This window comes from Cryobacterium sp. MDB1-18-1 (assembly GCF_004402735.1).
GTDB classification, from domain to species: Bacteria; Actinomycetota; Actinomycetes; order Actinomycetales; family Microbacteriaceae; genus Cryobacterium; species Cryobacterium glucosi.
Map to the genome: position 1 here is coordinate 106,097 of NZ_SOFR01000065.1, position 15,037 is coordinate 121,133.

Genomic DNA, 15,037 nt, shown 5'->3' on the forward strand with positions numbered 1-15,037 from the left:
GACGGCCTAAGCGGTGACCTGCTCCGAGGCGTGGAACCACGGCGGGTACACCGCGACCTTCGGGCGGTGACCGGACTCGGCGAGAATGCCGCGCACGACGTCACGGACCTTGTCATTCGCGACGGCGACGATGGTGACGAGCTCGAACGGGAAGGTCTCCTCGACGAGGAGTTCGGCCTCGAGGAGCGCTGCGGCATCCTTCTCGGCACGCAGCCGGCGGAGGACCCGGTCGCTCGTCTCCGGCGTCGCACCGACACGGGTCAGGGTGCCCGCTGCATCGCCGTCGGTCACGGCGATGACGCCGAGGGCGGGCTCACCGTGGCCCGACTGGGCCTCGACGACCTTCTTGACCGTGCTGACGAGGATCACGAAGTCGAAGTTCTCGGCATACGGTGCGTCCCTGGACAGGCGCGGGTCCCCGGTGTTCGTGAGGATGCTGTCCCAGATGGTCGCGTTCGGCGAGAGGAAGAACGGCACGAAGTGCGCGACGGTCGTGTTCTCGGTGCCGGCGATCAGCGTGCTGCGGCGCTTCTCACGGTTGGGAACGGAGGAGATGTCGACGGCGGGTCGCACGGCCCAGGCCTCGCTCGCGTCGGCGAGGAGGCCGCCGCTGGCGAGGATGCCGGCGAGGTTGCGGATGTGGGTCAGGTGATAGATGCGCTGCTCGCCGACGTTGTCGGGGGCGGATTTCGGCCCGATCGACGACTTGGCCCGGGTCGAGGGGCGGGGGCGGGTCGCACTCGTCGCACCGGAGGCGCTGCTTGCCGGGGCGCTCCGCAGCGACGGCGGCTTCGAGGCCGTCTTCGAGCGCGCCGGCGACGGGGCGGACTTGGCCCGGCTCGCGCGAACCGCGGGTGTCGCGGGCACAGCCTCCGGAACCGGTTTCGGGAAACAGATGGCGCACAGGCCACCCTCGAGTCCGTGGATGCATTCGTTGCTCAAAGCCAGAAAACCTCTCGTGTTCGTGTCCCCCACATTCTTCGAATACCCGTGTTCGAAGACCACGACTCAACGCTACGGTGATTTTGCCCCGAGCGGTTACCGGGATCGGCCCTGAACCCGGTTATTGGATGCAGAACTCGTTTCCCTCGGGGTCGGCCATGATGTAGTGGAATTCCGGGAACGGCCCCCACTTCTCGTCGACCATGCGAACCACAGATGCCCCGAGCGCGACGATCCGATCCCGTTCCGCATCGATCTCGTCCCTGCTCGGCGCCCGTCCCGGTGTCGCGCTGATGTCGAGGTGCACCCGGTTCTTGACGGTCTTGCCCTCCGGGACCCGCTGGAAGAACAACCGCGGCAACAGGCCCTCCGGATCCCCGGCGATGCTGCGCGTCTCGAGGTCCGCGTCGGTGAGGTCGCTCGTGAGTACGAGTTCGCGCAGCTCCGGCGGCCACTCGGCTCGGGGGTAGCCGAGTACGTCCGCCCAGAAGTGCGAGAGCTCGCGCGGGTGTGCGCAGTCGAACACGATGTTTCCGATCTTGCCGGCCATGGGCCCTCCTCGGGGTTGGGGTCTTCGCGACCACTATGCACCCTTACGTCGCTTCGGGCGGCGGTCTACTGTGGGCCGCAGCGGGTCCCTCCGGGGCCCGGTAACCGACCAGGGAGACTCCATGAAGGCCGAACAGATCACCCTCGAACCCCGCACGTTCCTCGGAGTCCACGAGGTGATCCCGATGAGCAGGCTGACCGAATATTTCGATCGCGCCTTTCGTACCTCCGCCGCCGAACTCGGCAGGCTGGGCGTCCACCCGAGCGGTCCGCCGATCGCGCTCTATCACGGCGCCCCCACGGATGCCGCGGTCGACGTGACCGCCGGATTCCCCGTCGTCGACGAGGTCAGTGCGACCCGGGCCGTCGAGGTCGTGCACCTTCCGTCCGGTCCGGCCGTCGAGACGTTCCACGTGGGCTCATACGAGACGATGGCCGAGACGTATGCGGCCGTGACGGACTGGATCACCGCGCAGAAGCTCACCGTCGCCGGGGACATGTGGGAGGAGTACCTGGTGGGTCCGGACGCCGAACCGGACCCTGCCAAGTGGCGCACCCGGATCGTGTTCCCGCTCGCCTGAGTCCGCCACGCTTTTTTCGAAACGCGGGCGCAACAATCAGCCTCTAACATGAGCACGCGACCTGCGACCATGACGAGCCAGGAGAAGGCGATGTGAGAAGCTCCCGCTGGGAACGCGCGACCGACACTCCCCTGCTCGCGCTCGGAATCGCTTTCCTGATCGCGTACGCGACGCCGATCATTGCGCCGGAGATCAGTCCCGGCTGGCACCTGTTCCTCGAGTGGATCGAGATCGGCAGCTGGGCGGCCTTCGCGGTCGATTTCGTGGTGCGGGTGAGCCTCGCGGAGGATCGACGCGCGTTCATGCGCACCCATATCCTCGACCTTCTCGCGGTCGCCCTGCCGTTGTTCCGACCGTTGCGGGCCCTGCGGGTGGTCTCGGTCGTGATCCTGTCCACCCGCCGGCTGAGTAAGGTGCTCAAGAACCGCGTGATGACCTACGTGGGCATCACGGCGGTGTCGGTCTGGTTCATCGCGGGCCTCGCGGTGACCGATGCGGAACGGAACGCGACCGGCGCGAACATCGTGACGGTGTGGGACGGCTGGTGGTGGTCGTTCATCACGATGGCCACCGTCGGATTCGGGGACCACTTTCCCGTCACGACGGACGGCCGCCTCGTCGCTGTCGGCCTCGTGGTCACCGGGATCGCGCTGATCGGCACCATCACCGCGTACATCGCATCCTGGTTCGCCGCCGCCAGTCGCGAGGCCGAGGAGGCCATCAAGGTCGAGCTCGGCGTCAACGAGGACAAAATAGACGCCCTCACCGTGGAGATCGGCGAGCTCAAGGCCCTCGTCGAGCGCCTGGTCGGCCAGCCGCTCCCGGCCCCGCCGACCGCGGACTGACGAGCAGGCTCAGACCCGCAGGCCCGCACCCGTACCTGTACGTCCAGACCGGTCGCAGGCCGGCCGTCTCAGATGTCGAAGTCCGTGCTCGGCGGTGCAGCTGCGGTCTCGGTCGCGGTCGTCGTCGCGGTCCTCGCGACCGAGCGGGCGGCATCCGTCTCACGGATGCTCTTCCGCGCGCTCTGCCGGAGGGTCTGGCTCACGGGCTCCGCGGTGTAGGAGGAGGTCACCAAGATCGGCATGTGGTCGGACGTGCCGCGCGGGAGCGTCTCGACATTCTCGATGGTCAGGCCGACCGAGGTTGCGAGGTCGAAGTGGCCCCTGAAGAACCGGTAGCGCGTGTACGTGCGGGTGTCGCTCAGGGTGAGGTCATAGCCGGACTCCGTGACCTTGTCGCCGAGGTTGCCCTTGAAGATCGGGTAGTTGTAGTCGCCGACCATCAGCGTCGGCAAGCCGGGGCCGAGGCGATTGAGTTCCTCGTGCGCCGAACGGATCTGGTTGCGGCGCAGCGAATTGCGCGCGGTCAGCGGCGCAGCGTGGAAGGACGCGACGACGAGCTCGCGATCGGCGACCTTGTCCACGAGCCGGGTGCCGATCAGGCGCTCGTGCGCCGGGCGCAGCACCATGTCGTGCAGGGACTTCTTGAGCGCGAAGGCCTGGGTGGTGACGGCGTCGAAGCGGTCCTGGCGGTAGTAGATCGCGAGGCCGAGCCGGTTGGTCAGGGTCGAGTCGGCGAGATGCAGGGTGCCGATGTCGTCGGGCAGTTCGAGGGTGTCCGCCTCCTGGAGGCAGAGCACGTCCGGCTCATAGGTGACGGAGAGCGCGGCGAGTTCACCGACCGCTCGGTTCTTCCGGAGGTTGTAGCTGATGACCCGCACGTCTCTGACCTGGCTTCCGACTCGTGGTGGTGATTCAAGCCTAACGCGCGCGGCTGAAAGGTTCACAAGGCTTCGGGACGCTTAAGCGGGCTACCGGTCAGTTCCCCAAGCGTTCTGGGCCGGGGTCGTGCGGCGGCCTCAACGCCAGCCGAGACCCGGGGCGACGTGGGTGACGATGCTCTCCAGGAGGCGCGCGTTGTATGCGACTCCGAGCTGGTTGGGGATCGTCACGAGCACGGTGTCTGCGGCCTGCACCGCGGCATCCGTCGCCAGCTGGGCGACGATCTGGTCGGGCTCGCCGACGTAGCTTTTGCCGAAGCGGGCGAGGCCGCCGTCGAGGTAGCCGACCTGGTCCTCGGACTCCCGGCTGCCCGGCCGGCCGAAGTAGGCCCGGTCCTCTTCGGTGACGAGCGGCAGGATGCTGCGGCTCACCGACACCCGCGGCGTGCCGGTGTGGCCCGCGGCGGCCCAGGCTTCACGGTAGATCGCGATCTGCTCCGCCTGGAGGTCGCCGAACGGGACACCGGTGTCTTCGGTCAGCAGCGTCGAGCTCATCAGGTTCATGCCCTGCTCACCGACCCATTTCGCGGTCGCCCGGGTGCCGGAGCCCCACCAGATCCGCTCGCTCAGTCCCGGAGCCTGCGGCTGGATCGGCAACAGCGCCGTTCCAGCTGACATCTGCGGGTTCGGCGTCGCGACACCGGCCCCGATGATCGCCGCCCGGAAGACCGAGGTGTGCTCGCGGGCGACATCCGCGTCTGTCTGCCCGTCTGCGGGCGCATAGCCGAAGTTCTCGTAGCCGCGCTGCGCGGTTTCGGGTGACCCGCGGCTGATGCCGAGCTGGAGGCGCCCGTTGCTGATCAGGTCGGTGATCGCGGCCTCCTCGGCCATGTACAGCGGGTTCTCGTAGCGCATGTCGATGACGCCGGTGCCGAGCTCGATCCGGTTCGTGCGCGCCGCCATCGCCGCGAGCAGCGGGAACGGTGAGGCGAACTGCCGGGCGAAGTGGTGCACACGCACGTATGCCCCGTCCACGCCGAGTTCCTCGGCGGCGACCGCGAGCTCCACCGTCTGGAGGAGGGCGTCGCGTGCGGTGCGGGCAAGGGAGCCCTGCACCGCCTGGTGGTGGCCGAAGGAGAGGAATCCGATGCGCTTCATGACCGGTGCAGCGCGGAGGGGCCGCCGGGTATTCCCGTCGCCCGCGCGGCACCACCGCTCCCCGGACTGGCCGCGCTACCCACGCTCCTTCCCGCGCCGCTTCTTCGCCGCGGGCACCCGTCGCACAGTGAGCCTGTCGAGGCGGCGTTCCACAACGGTGCCCTCCTCGAGGATCGTCGCGAGCGTGATGAGCTCGTCGACGAGTTCAGGGACCGGGCGCGCCTGGCAGCAGACGCACCAGCCGCGCGCGTCGAAACACGCGCGCAGGGCCTGCTCGTAGTAGTCCCTCGTGAGGCCGGGCACGTCGCATACCCGCGCCGTCGTCGTGGACTGGAGCGAGTTCATTCCGCTGAACGAGCGCCCGCAGCCGCAGTCCCCGTATGGGGCCCACCGGCTATACGGGCACGGCTCGAGCATCCACACGAGCTCACCCTCGATACAGCCGTTCGAGTCACTGCCGCAGGAGTCCTGCGTCGCCCCTGTGGCCACCAAAACCTTCATTCCCGTCCTCCTCGGTCTCGGCACGAGCCTCAGGGAGTGGATGGAATGACGCTAACAGCGGCCACCGACAGACGAACAGGTGGAGGGGTGCGGGCGAGCGACGGCGGGTCAGCACCCGACCGATCAGTAGTAGCCGAAGGACTCGGAGTGCGCCCAGGCAGAGCAGGGAGTGCCGTAGGCCGACTTGATGTAGCCGAGGCCCCAGCTGATCTGCGTCGCCGCGTTCGATGCCCAGTCCGAGCCAGCGGAGGCCATCTTGCTGCCGGGCAACGCCTGCGGGATGCCGGTTGCTCCGCTGGAGCTGTTGTACGCCTGGTAGTTCCAGCCGGATTCCCTCTGCCACAACTGACTGAGGCAGCTGAATTCCCCGCTGCCCCAGCCGTACTGGGAGGAGGCCATCGCACTCGCCGTCGCGCGCGCGCCGGCCGGGCTATTGTCCCCCGACGATGACACGGACGCCGCCGCTTGCGGCGCAGCGGCCGCAGCAGCTGCCTCAGCCGCCTTCGCTGCTTTGGCCGCCTGGGCCGCCTGGGCTTCCGCGGCGGCCCTGGCGGCGGCAGCGGCTGCGGCCTCAGCGGCGGCCTTCTCGGCCGCAACGCGGTCGACTTCTGCGACCGCAGCCTGCACGGTCGTCGTCTCGGCCTTGGTCCGGGCGGTCAACGACTCGACCTGGTCGATGGGCAGGACCTGGAAACTCGCCAGCGAACTCGCCGCTGCGGTCAAAGTGGAAGCATCCACTTTGTTCGCGGCTGCGGCGACGACCTGGTTGGCGTCGACCAACGCCGCGGATGCCGCATCCTGGGCGTGTACCTTCGCGATCGAGGTGTAGACGGTGAGCTGGTCGTGTTGCCGGCCTGTCGCCGCTGCGACGTCGGCCGTTGCCGCGATCCGGCTCTGGGACCGGGTGGCCGCCTCGGCGGCCGCACTGACCGCGAAGCCGCTTCCGGCCACGATCGCGGCGATCGCGAGACCGGCCGTGACGAGGGTGAACCGTTTCGGGCGACGTCCCCTGGGTCCGTTCCTGCGCGAGGCCCGGGTGTCGACCGGAGCCGAATCTGTTGGCGAATCTGGTGCGGATTGAGCTGAGTTCATGATTCCTGCCATCGAGAACCGGCTCGAAAACCGCCCGGTTCGCTGAGTGTCAGGCCCACGCTCTCGGTGACGGCGCGGGCGAATTGGCCATAGTGCAGACGCTTTCTGGCAAAGTCCCGACCAAAACCTCCACAAGTCATCCACGGGGTAACCGGTCAACCGGGTTCTGCAGGGGTGGCGGGCCGCACTAGTCCCGGCCCGCCGCCCTTGTTGAGCGCGATTCCGCTTTTCTGAGGTTTTCTCAGGAATGCAGGGGCCTATTTCCGGCCACGGGCATCCGGATCGGTGGAACGCGGCTCCCGATCAGCGGGCACTCAGTAGTAGTTGTAGGCCTCGGAGTGCGCCCAGGCCGCGCACGGCGTCCCGTAGGAGGCGGCGATGTAGCCGAGACCCCAAGCGACCTGCGTCGCGGCGTTGGTGGCCCAGTCGGAGCCGGCCGAAGCCATCTTGCTCCCCGGAAGAGCCTGCGGGATACCGGTGGCCCCACTCGAGTTGTGGGCCGTGTACGACCAGCCGGACTCCCTCTGCCATAACTGCACGAGGCAGCTGAACTGGCCGTCGCCCCAGCCGTACTTCGAGGCGGCCAGGCCCTGGGCCACCGCCTTCGCGCCCGCGGGCGTGTTCGCTGAGGCGAGGGCCTGCAGCCTTTGGGCCTCTGCCGCAGCGGCTGCGGCAGCGGCCTTCTCGGCGGCGACCCGGTCCGCTCCGGCCGCAGCGGCTTCGACGCTTGTCGAGATGGCGGCCGTGCGCTGGGTGAGCGACTCGACCTCGTCGATGGGCAGGACCTGGTAGCTCGCGAGCGAGCTCGCGACGTCGCTCAGGGTGGTCGCGTCGACCTTGTCCTTGGCGGCAGCGAGCACCGCGTTGGCCCTGTCGAGCGCGACGGCGGCGGCGTCCTTCGCGTGCACGGTGGCGATCGAGTCGTACACGGCCAGTTGGTCGTGCTGGCGGCCGGTGCTCGCGGAGAGGGCTGCGGTGGCGGTCACGCGGTCCTGGGCGGCGTTCGCGGCCTGAAGGGCGTATGAGCCCCCGGTGACGAGGGCCACGGCGACGGCGGAAGCCAGGGAGATGGCGATGATCCGGCGAGAATGCGGTGAGCGGCGAGGTGGTGCTGAATGCGATGTCATATAGTCCCGGTGTCGCAAGCGCGGGCGCACGAACAGGGCTCGTGGGCCAGCGCTCACTGGTCTCGGGCCCACGCGCTCGGATGCTGCGCAGGCGAATCGGCCATAGTGGCCGGGATTCCTGCACAAACCCTCACTTTTTCCTCCGAAAGTCATGGGTATCGGGGCGCGTTCCGCACGCGTGCCCCGTCAGGCTCCGCGACGAGCCTGTCTAAACTCGAAGAATCGACATGTTCATTCCGGTCGATCCGCGGACGTTCCCACGACGCTGAAGATCACGAGGTTTCATCATGACCGCGCACGACATCGTCCTGATCCGGCACGGGCAGACCGAGTGGAGCATTTCCGGTCGGCACACCGGCCGCACCGACATCCCCCTGACCGACCTCGGTCGGCAGCAGGCGGATGCGCTCGGCGAGATGCTCGACGGTGAGGCGTTCCCGACGGTCTTGTCCAGCCCGCTACAGCGGGCCTGGGAAACCATGGAGCGCGCGGGATATGCCGCGCAGGGCATCGCTTCCCAGGACATTCTCGAGTGGGACTATGGCGTGTTCGAGGGGCTCACGACCGAGGCCATCCGCCGGGAGATCCCGGACTGGTCCGTGTGGACGCACCCGATGACCGGCGGCGAGTCCGCAGACGAGGTCGGCGCGCGTGCCGACCTCGCGATCGAGCAGTGCCTCGCAGCTCCGGGTCCGGTCGCCGTGTTCGCGCACGGACATTTCCTGCGCATCATGACGGCGCGCTGGATGGGCCTGCCTGCCTCCGCAGGGAAGCACTTCAGCCTCGGGACCGCCACGGTGTCCACCCTCGGCTGGGAACGCGATAACCGTGTGCTGCAGATGTGGAACGATGCCTGCCACCTGAACTCGATGGACCCGGTTCTCTGACATACCGTTTCCAGCCGCGCGTTAAACCGCAAACGCGGCGTCCAGGGGCCGAAGCACGTCCTGGACGCCGCAGTCTTTGTGCGACTCGCTCTCGCTGAGTCTTACTTCCGGCCGGCACCCGTCAGAGCGGATGCTGCGCTGGCGGCGATGAGGCCGCGCACGAGCTCGAGCTGGGCGTCGTCCGCGAAGGACGAGCTCAGGCCGACGACGCTGACTCCGGAGGAGAGGAAGTCGGGCGCGTTGAGCGCGGTGACCCCTCCGGTGGCGATGAAGTTCATGTCGGGGTACGGCCCCTTCATCGACTTCGCCCAGTTCGGGCCGAGGATCGAGGCCGGGAAGACCTTGACCCAGCGGAGGCCGAGCGCACGAGCCTGGAGGATCTCGGTCGCAGTAGCCACCCCCGGAAGATGCGGGATGCCGCGGCGAACGCTCTCCGCGACGATCTCCGGGCTGAAGCCCGGGGAAACGGTGAAGGCGACGCCGACCTTCTCGGCGGCGTCGAGCTGCTCGAGGGTCGTGACGGTGCCGGCGCCGACGACGAGGCCGCGCTCGGCGGCCGCCTCGGCGACGGCCTTCAGGACGGGAACCGCGTCACTGGTCTGGATGGGGATCTCGACGTGCTGGACACCGGCATCCCAGGCGCGCTCGGAGAGGCGCACGGATTCGGTCAGCGAGAGCCCACGCAGAACGGCGAGGACGGGAATCCGGAAGAAGTCTCCGGGGAACCACTCATTGGTGGGAAGGGCGGTTGTGCTGGTCATACGGTCAGTCTCCTAAGATCGGTGAGATCGGAATGTGAGTCGTGGGTGTCGGGAGCGTTCCCGACGGCGGCCGGGGATCCGGCGCCGGATCCGGCGGCGGCGGCGGGAGTTGCTGCGAACAGCCCGTGGCCGGGCCGGAAGTCCTCGCGGCTGCCGAGCGCCCAGGCGGCGAGCGAGTGCCCGTGGTTCAGGCGGACTTCGGACGACTCGCCGTTCATGAGTGCGGACAGGTAACCGGCGGCGAACGCGTCTCCGGCTCCGACCGGCTCGACGACCTCGACCTTGTGGGCAGGGACGACCGTGGTGCGGCGGGTGCCGTCGGGCAGAAGCGCGTACTCCGTCGCGTCGACGGCTCCGTCCTTGACGACGAGGTAGGGCACGTCGGGCAGCAGGGTGCGCACGTCGTCGGAGGTGACGCAGCCCCAGATGGTGGCGGCTTCGTCGAGTCCGACGAGGACGACCGTCGCCTTGCCGGCGAGCTCCCGCAGCCGGGGACCGGCCACGCTCACGGGCCAGAGCTTGGACCGGTAGTTGACGTCGAAGGACACCGAAGTGCCCCACTCTGCCGCGTGGTCGAGCACGTGTTCCACCAGGGCGGAGCAGCTCGGCGACAGCGAGGGCGTGATGCCGCTCGTGTGGATCAGGTGGGCGGACTGGAGGGGCCAGGCCCCGGCATCCGCCACGCCCAGCTCGGAGGCGGCGGAACCCGCACGATAGTAGAAGACGTGCGCGCCGGTACCGGTGTCCGGCTCCTTGAGGTACAGGCCGGTCGGGCTGACCGCGGTGCGGTTCACCCAGCGGGTGTCCACTCCCCCGCAGTCGAGCGTCGAAATGATCTTGGTGCCGATCGGGTCCTGGCCGACATTGCCGGCCCAGGCCACGTGGTGGCCGAGCTCGGCGAGGTGCGCGGCGACGTTGGACTCCGCCCCGCCGACGCCGAGGTGGAAGCCCTCTGCGATGTCGAGCGACGTCGTCGAGGTGGGGGTGAACATGCCCATGGTCTCGCCGAAGCAGACCACCTGCGGTTCGCCCTGGTCGGCGCCGGAGGCGACCGGGTTGCCCGGCTCCTCCTGCAGTGCCTGGGCGCCTGCTTGCTCGTCGGTCATCAGGTCACAGCTCCGATGTGCCACGGCACGAACTCTTCCTGGCCGACGTTGAACTCTTCGCTCGTGGTCTGCTTTCCGGAGGCGACGGCGATGATCATGTCGAGGATCTCGGCGCCGACCTCTTCGACGCGGGCGGTGCCATCGGCGATCCGTCCGGCGTTGATGTCGACGTCGTCGCCCTGGCGCACGAACAGCGCGGTGTTGGTGCCGACCTTGATGCTCGGGGTGGGCTTGCAGCCGAAGACCGAGCCGCGGCCGGTCGTGAAGACGACGACCGTCGCACCGCCGGCGACGAGTCCGGTGACGGACACCGGGTCGTAGCCGGGGGTGTCCATGAAGCCGAGGCCCCGGGTGGTCATCGGTTCGGCGTATTCGTAGACCGCTGCGAGGTCGGCGCGGCCGGCCTTCGCGACGGCGCCGAGCGACTTCTCCAGGATGGTGGTGATGCCGCCGGCCTTGTTGCCGGGAGAGGGGTTGTTGTCCATGGTGCCGCCACCGGTGACGATGTACTTCTCCCACCAGTTGATCCGGTCGATCAGCTTGAGGCCGACCTCGCGGGTCGTGGCGCGGGCGGTGAGCAGGTGCTCGGCGCCGTAGATCTCAGGCGTCTCGGCGAGAACGGATGTTGCGCCGTTGGCGACGAGGACGTCCGAGGCCCAGCCGAGGGCCGGGTTCGCGGTAATGCCCGAGTAGCCGTCGGAGCCGCCGCAGTTGAGGCCGAGGACGAGTTCCGAGATGTCGATGGGTTCGCGGCGACGTTCGTCGAGCTTCTCCGCCATCTCGAGGATGGCCTCGACGCCCGCTGCGACGGTGGCGCGCATGCCACCGGTCTCCTGGATGGAGAGGGTCGTGACGAGGGTGTCTGCCGGAAGCTCGCCCTGGCCGAGGATGACGTCGGCCGGGGTCATTTCGCAGCCGAGGCTGAGCACGAGCACTCCGGAGATGTTCGGGTGGGCCGCGTAGCCGTTGAGGGTGCGGACGAGCATCTGCGCGCCCTCGCTCTCGAGGACCAGGCCGCAGCCGCTCTGGTGCGTGAGGGCGATGACGCCGTCGACGTGCGGGAAGCGGTCGAGCAGGTCGCCGCGGAAGCGGTCCGCGATCAGCTTCGCGGTCGTGCCGGAGCAGTTGACCGTCGTGAGGATCGCGATGTAGTTGCGGGTGCCGGCGCGGCCGTCCGCCCGGCGGTAGCCGTCGAAGGTCCGGCGGGCTCCCGTCGGGGCGGGCAGCTCGGTGTGCACGGTACCGAACTCGTGCACGCGGGCGCCGAGGTCCATACCGAGGTTCTGGCTGTGCACGTGTTCGCCGCGCACGATCGGCGCCGTTGCGGTGCCGATCGACTGGCCGTACTTGAGGACCTTCTCCCCGACCGCAACCGATCCGAGTGCGATCTTGTGGCCGCTCGGGACGGCCCCGATCACATTCAGAACGCTGTCCCCCAGGGTGATGGCTTCACCGGGAACGAGGTCCCGGAGGGCAACAGCGACATCGTCGCCTTCCGCCATGACGAGCACGGATGTGCCGGTCGCAATGCTGTTGATGTGGCTCATGAGATCTTTTCTCTCGCTGGGAAGCGGTCGGGGAGGGTACTGCTGGCCGGATCAGGCCTTGGCGGCGATTTCTTCGCCGATGATGCCCTTTTCCCAACGGCCCTCTTCGAGGTCGATGGCAATGGCGTGGTACTTGTCGTCGCTCAGGCTGTACAGGAAGTAGATGATGACGGCGGCGATGGTGAGCGCGATGGCCGGGTAGATCGTCATGACGGCCTTGATGCCGAAGAGCGTCTCCGGGGACTGCTCGGTTGCCTTGGCGACATAGCCCGTGATGGCGAGCATGCCGGCTCCGACGAGGGCGGCGAGGGACTGGGCGACCTTACGGGAGAAGTTGAATGCGGCGTAGGTCATGGTCTCCTTGCGGACACCGGTGTGCCATTCGCCGTAGTCGATCGTGTCGGAGACGAAGGCCCAGGTGACGCCGTTCGGGATGGCCAGTGCGGCGTACCCGATGGTGACGAGGATCATGAACGTCCACAGGTTGGTCGGGATGATGAAGTTCAGGCCGTTGGCGACGATGGAGATGATGAATCCGGCCATGGCCGTCTTCTTCTTGCCCCACTTGGCGACCATCTTCGGGATGAACATGATGCCCACGATGGAGGCACCGATCATGACGAGGTTGAGGACGGCCTGGAGGGCGATGTTGCCGAGGTTGTACTGGGCGAAGAAGATCATCATCATGTTGTTGACGTTCATCGAGGAGATGGTGAAGAGCGTCATGAGCACGAGGGCGAGGAGCGGCTTGTTGGTGAAGATCGCCTTGGCGTAGTCCTTCATGCCGTTCTTCTCGAAGCCGACGGCACGGTTGACGTACACCCGTTCCTTGGTGCCGCGGTAGCAGATGTAGAAGGACACGACGCCGACGATGGCCATGACCATCGAGGCGAACATGAAGTTCTGGGCGGTCATGCCGCCGAAGATCATCATCATCGGGATGAACGCGAAGCCACAGATCCACTGGGCGCCGAGCGAACCGGCCTGGCGGCTGGTCGCGAGCTCCGCGCGGTCCTTGATGTCGCGGGTCATGACCGAGGCGAGGGAGCCGTACGGGTCATTCGTGAAGGAGTAGATGATGCCCCAGACCGCGTACGTGCCGGCGGCGAAGGCGATCTTCCAGCCCATGTCCACGTCGGGCATCGTGAAGGTGACGACGGTCATAACGGCGAGCAGGATGGAGGAGACCATCATGACGGGGCGGAATTTTCCGCGCTTGCCGAAGCGGCGGCTGTCGATGAATGCGGCCGCGAGCGGGTCCATGCAGGCATCGAACAGTTTGCTGAGCGTAAAGATAAGTGCGACTACAGCGGGCGCGATGCCGGCGGTGTCGATCCAGAACTTGGTCAGGTACGACTGTCCGAGGTCGAACATAAAGCCGTTACCGAAGTCGCCGAAGCCATAGGCGACCTTCTCCTTGCGGGAAATGCGATCAATAACGGTGACGCCGGCGGAGCCTTCGGGGCCGGTGGCTCCCATGGCGCCGGGCAGGCCCTTGGTGGTTGTACTCATAATGCGGATTCACTCCTATGTGCTGGATTTAATGGGGTCGTGCTGGTTCGTGCTGGTCGTGCAGAGGTACTGTGCGGGTGGATGCTTCGAGCGGGTAAGCGCCGGAGCCGAACGGGCTAGAACCCGAAGTAGGTGTTCGCGTTGTTGTACGAGATGTCTTCGACCATCTGGCCGAGGATGGCCTCGTCGTCGGGAACTTCGCCGAGCTCGACCCATTCGCCGATCAGTTCGCAGAGGATGCGGCGGAAGTACTCGTGGCGCGGGTAGGAGAGGAAGCTGCGGGAGTCCGTCAGCATGCCGACGAAGTTGGAGAGCAGGCTCTCCTCCGCGAAGGTGGACAGCTGCAGGCGCATTCCGTTGCGGGTGTCGTTGTGCCACCAGGCGTTGCCGAGCTGGAGCTTCTGGACGACGTCCTTCTGGTAGGAGGCCATCAGGGTGATCAGCGGCAGGTAGTCGTTGGGGTTCAGCGAGAAGATGATCGTGCGGGGAACCGCATCCTCGGATTCCATCGCGTTGAAGAGCTTGGCGAGCGGCTCGGCGATGTTGCGGTCGTTGATCGCGTCGTAACCGGTGTCGGCGCCCATGCGGGCGAAGCCCGGGTCGTTGATGTTGCGCATCGCGTGGATGTGGTACTGCATCGTCCAGTCCTTGGCGCTGTAGATGCGCATCAGGGCCTTGAGCAGTGCCGTGCGGTACTGCGCGATCTCGGTCGCGGTGAGGGTGCCGCCGGAGAGGGCGGTCGTGACGATCGTGTCGAGTTCGGCCGGGGTGGCCTCTTCGTAGACGACGATGTCGAGGGCGTGGTCGGACAGGCGTCCGCCCATGGTGTGGAAGAAGTCGACGCGCTGGGTGAGGGCCTCGACGATGTCCGCGAACGCGGTGATGCTGACGCCGGCCGCGGTGCCGAGGGTGGCGATGTACGCCGCGTACCCGGCCTGGTCGATGTTCAGGGACTTGTCCGGACGGAACGCCGGGAGCACCTTGAACGCGCTCTCAGCCTTGAGCACCTCGTGGACGTGCAGGTCATCCGCGGGGTCGTCCGTCGTGACGACGACCTTCACGTTCATGCCCCTGATCAGGCTGCGGCGGGAGAACGCCGGCGTCGCGAGGAGCAGGTTGGCCGCGTCGTAGATCTCGCGGGCCGTTGCACGGCTGATCACGGTGTCGATGCCGAAGAAGCGCTTGAGTTCGAGGTGCGCCCAGACGTAGAGCGGGTTGCCGAGCGCCTTTTCGAGGGTGCCTGCCCAGGCGTAGAACTTGTCGAAGTCGGCGCCGTCTCCGGTGATGAGGCTCTCGGGGACCCCGTTGGTGCGCATCAGACGCCACTTGTAGTGGTCACCGTAGTTGTTGCCGCCGAGCCAGGCTTCGGTGATCGTCGCGAAGTTGCCGTCCTCGAGGATCTCCTGGGGGCTCAGGTGGCAGTGGTAGTCGACAATCGGCATATTCTTCGCGTGATTGTGGAAGAGCTTCTTCGCCATCGGCGTGGTCAGCAGGAAATCGTCATTCAAAAACATCAGAAACAGTCCTTCGTTCCGTGCAGTCGTTGTGGTG

General features: G+C 67.2%; 15 protein-coding genes. 3 read left to right on the plus strand and 12 right to left on the minus strand.

Annotation, left to right across the window (positions count from 1 at the left end):
* Nucleotides 1-6: 6 nt before the first annotated feature.
* Entirely contained in the window at nt 7-867 is an 861-nt protein-coding gene (locus tag E3O50_RS15885) for a DarT ssDNA thymidine ADP-ribosyltransferase family protein (protein WP_134559580.1), read from the minus strand.
* A gap of 196 nt (nt 868-1,063) precedes the next feature.
* Entirely contained in the window at nt 1,064-1,492 is a 429-nt protein-coding gene (locus tag E3O50_RS15890) for a VOC family protein (protein ID WP_134445926.1), read from the minus strand.
* 121 nt (nt 1,493-1,613) lie between these two features.
* Here E3O50_RS15890 and E3O50_RS15895 point away from each other — a divergent pair, with 121 nt between their 5' ends.
* Nucleotides 1,614-2,072 (plus strand): GyrI-like domain-containing protein, encoded by a 459-nt coding sequence (locus tag E3O50_RS15895; protein WP_166790670.1) that lies wholly within the window; start codon nt 1,614-1,616, stop codon nt 2,070-2,072.
* A gap of 92 nt (nt 2,073-2,164) precedes the next feature.
* On the plus strand, nt 2,165-2,917 hold the full coding sequence (locus E3O50_RS15900) for a potassium channel family protein (protein WP_134445928.1): 753 nt from the start codon (nt 2,165-2,167) through the stop codon (nt 2,915-2,917).
* Between the two features lie 68 nt (nt 2,918-2,985).
* Here the strand turns inward: E3O50_RS15900 and E3O50_RS15905 are convergent, their stop codons facing one another.
* The 5 genes from E3O50_RS15905 to E3O50_RS15925 all read right to left on the minus strand — a co-directional run bounded on the left by E3O50_RS15905 (nt 2,986) and on the right by E3O50_RS15925 (nt 7,673).
* On the minus strand, nt 2,986-3,795 hold the full coding sequence (locus E3O50_RS15905) for an endonuclease/exonuclease/phosphatase family protein (protein ID WP_134445929.1): 810 nt from the start codon (nt 3,793-3,795) through the stop codon (nt 2,986-2,988).
* Between the two features lie 138 nt (nt 3,796-3,933).
* Nucleotides 3,934-4,953, minus strand: a complete 1,020-nt coding sequence (locus E3O50_RS15910) for an LLM class flavin-dependent oxidoreductase (RefSeq protein WP_134445930.1) — start codon at nt 4,951-4,953, stop codon at nt 3,934-3,936.
* A 75-nt stretch (nt 4,954-5,028) separates the two neighbouring features.
* Nucleotides 5,029-5,454 (minus strand): hypothetical protein, encoded by a 426-nt coding sequence (locus E3O50_RS15915; protein WP_134559584.1) that lies wholly within the window; start codon nt 5,452-5,454, stop codon nt 5,029-5,031.
* A 123-nt stretch (nt 5,455-5,577) separates the two neighbouring features.
* A complete protein-coding gene (locus E3O50_RS15920) occupies nt 5,578-6,546 on the minus strand; it encodes a phospholipase (RefSeq protein ID WP_134559586.1) in 969 nt (322 codons plus the stop codon).
* A 314-nt stretch (nt 6,547-6,860) separates the two neighbouring features.
* Complete coding sequence (locus tag E3O50_RS15925; protein ID WP_134559588.1) at nt 6,861-7,673, minus strand: hypothetical protein; 813 nt, start codon at nt 7,671-7,673, stop codon at nt 6,861-6,863.
* 287 nt (nt 7,674-7,960) lie between these two features.
* Between E3O50_RS15925 and E3O50_RS15930 the strand changes: the two genes are divergently transcribed.
* Nucleotides 7,961-8,560, plus strand: coding sequence for a histidine phosphatase family protein (locus tag E3O50_RS15930; RefSeq protein ID WP_134559590.1), 600 nt, complete (start codon nt 7,961-7,963; stop codon nt 8,558-8,560).
* Nucleotides 8,561-8,661: 101 nt separating this feature from the next.
* Here E3O50_RS15930 and E3O50_RS15935 read toward each other — a convergent pair whose 3' ends face one another.
* From E3O50_RS15935 to uxaC, 5 genes are all read right to left on the minus strand, one after another.
* Entirely contained in the window at nt 8,662-9,321 is a 660-nt protein-coding gene (locus E3O50_RS15935) for a bifunctional 4-hydroxy-2-oxoglutarate aldolase/2-dehydro-3-deoxy-phosphogluconate aldolase (RefSeq protein ID WP_134559592.1), read from the minus strand.
* Nucleotides 9,318-10,427 (minus strand): sugar kinase, encoded by a 1,110-nt coding sequence (locus E3O50_RS15940; RefSeq protein ID WP_134559594.1) that lies wholly within the window; start codon nt 10,425-10,427, stop codon nt 9,318-9,320. Before E3O50_RS15940 ends, E3O50_RS15935 begins: the two co-directional genes overlap by 4 nt.
* Nucleotides 10,427-11,974, minus strand: a complete 1,548-nt coding sequence (locus E3O50_RS15945) for an altronate dehydratase family protein (protein WP_134559596.1) — start codon at nt 11,972-11,974, stop codon at nt 10,427-10,429. The genes E3O50_RS15940 and E3O50_RS15945 overlap by 1 nt, the downstream gene beginning before the upstream one ends.
* Nucleotides 11,975-12,025: 51 nt before the next feature.
* Nucleotides 12,026-13,486 (minus strand): glycoside-pentoside-hexuronide (GPH):cation symporter, encoded by a 1,461-nt coding sequence (locus E3O50_RS15950; RefSeq protein ID WP_198413367.1) that lies wholly within the window; start codon nt 13,484-13,486, stop codon nt 12,026-12,028.
* A 116-nt stretch (nt 13,487-13,602) separates the two neighbouring features.
* Nucleotides 13,603-15,000: a glucuronate isomerase gene (gene uxaC, locus E3O50_RS15955; protein ID WP_134445938.1), complete on the minus strand. Its 1,398-nt coding sequence runs from the start codon at nt 14,998-15,000 to the stop codon at nt 13,603-13,605.
* Nucleotides 15,001-15,037 lie beyond the last annotated feature (37 nt).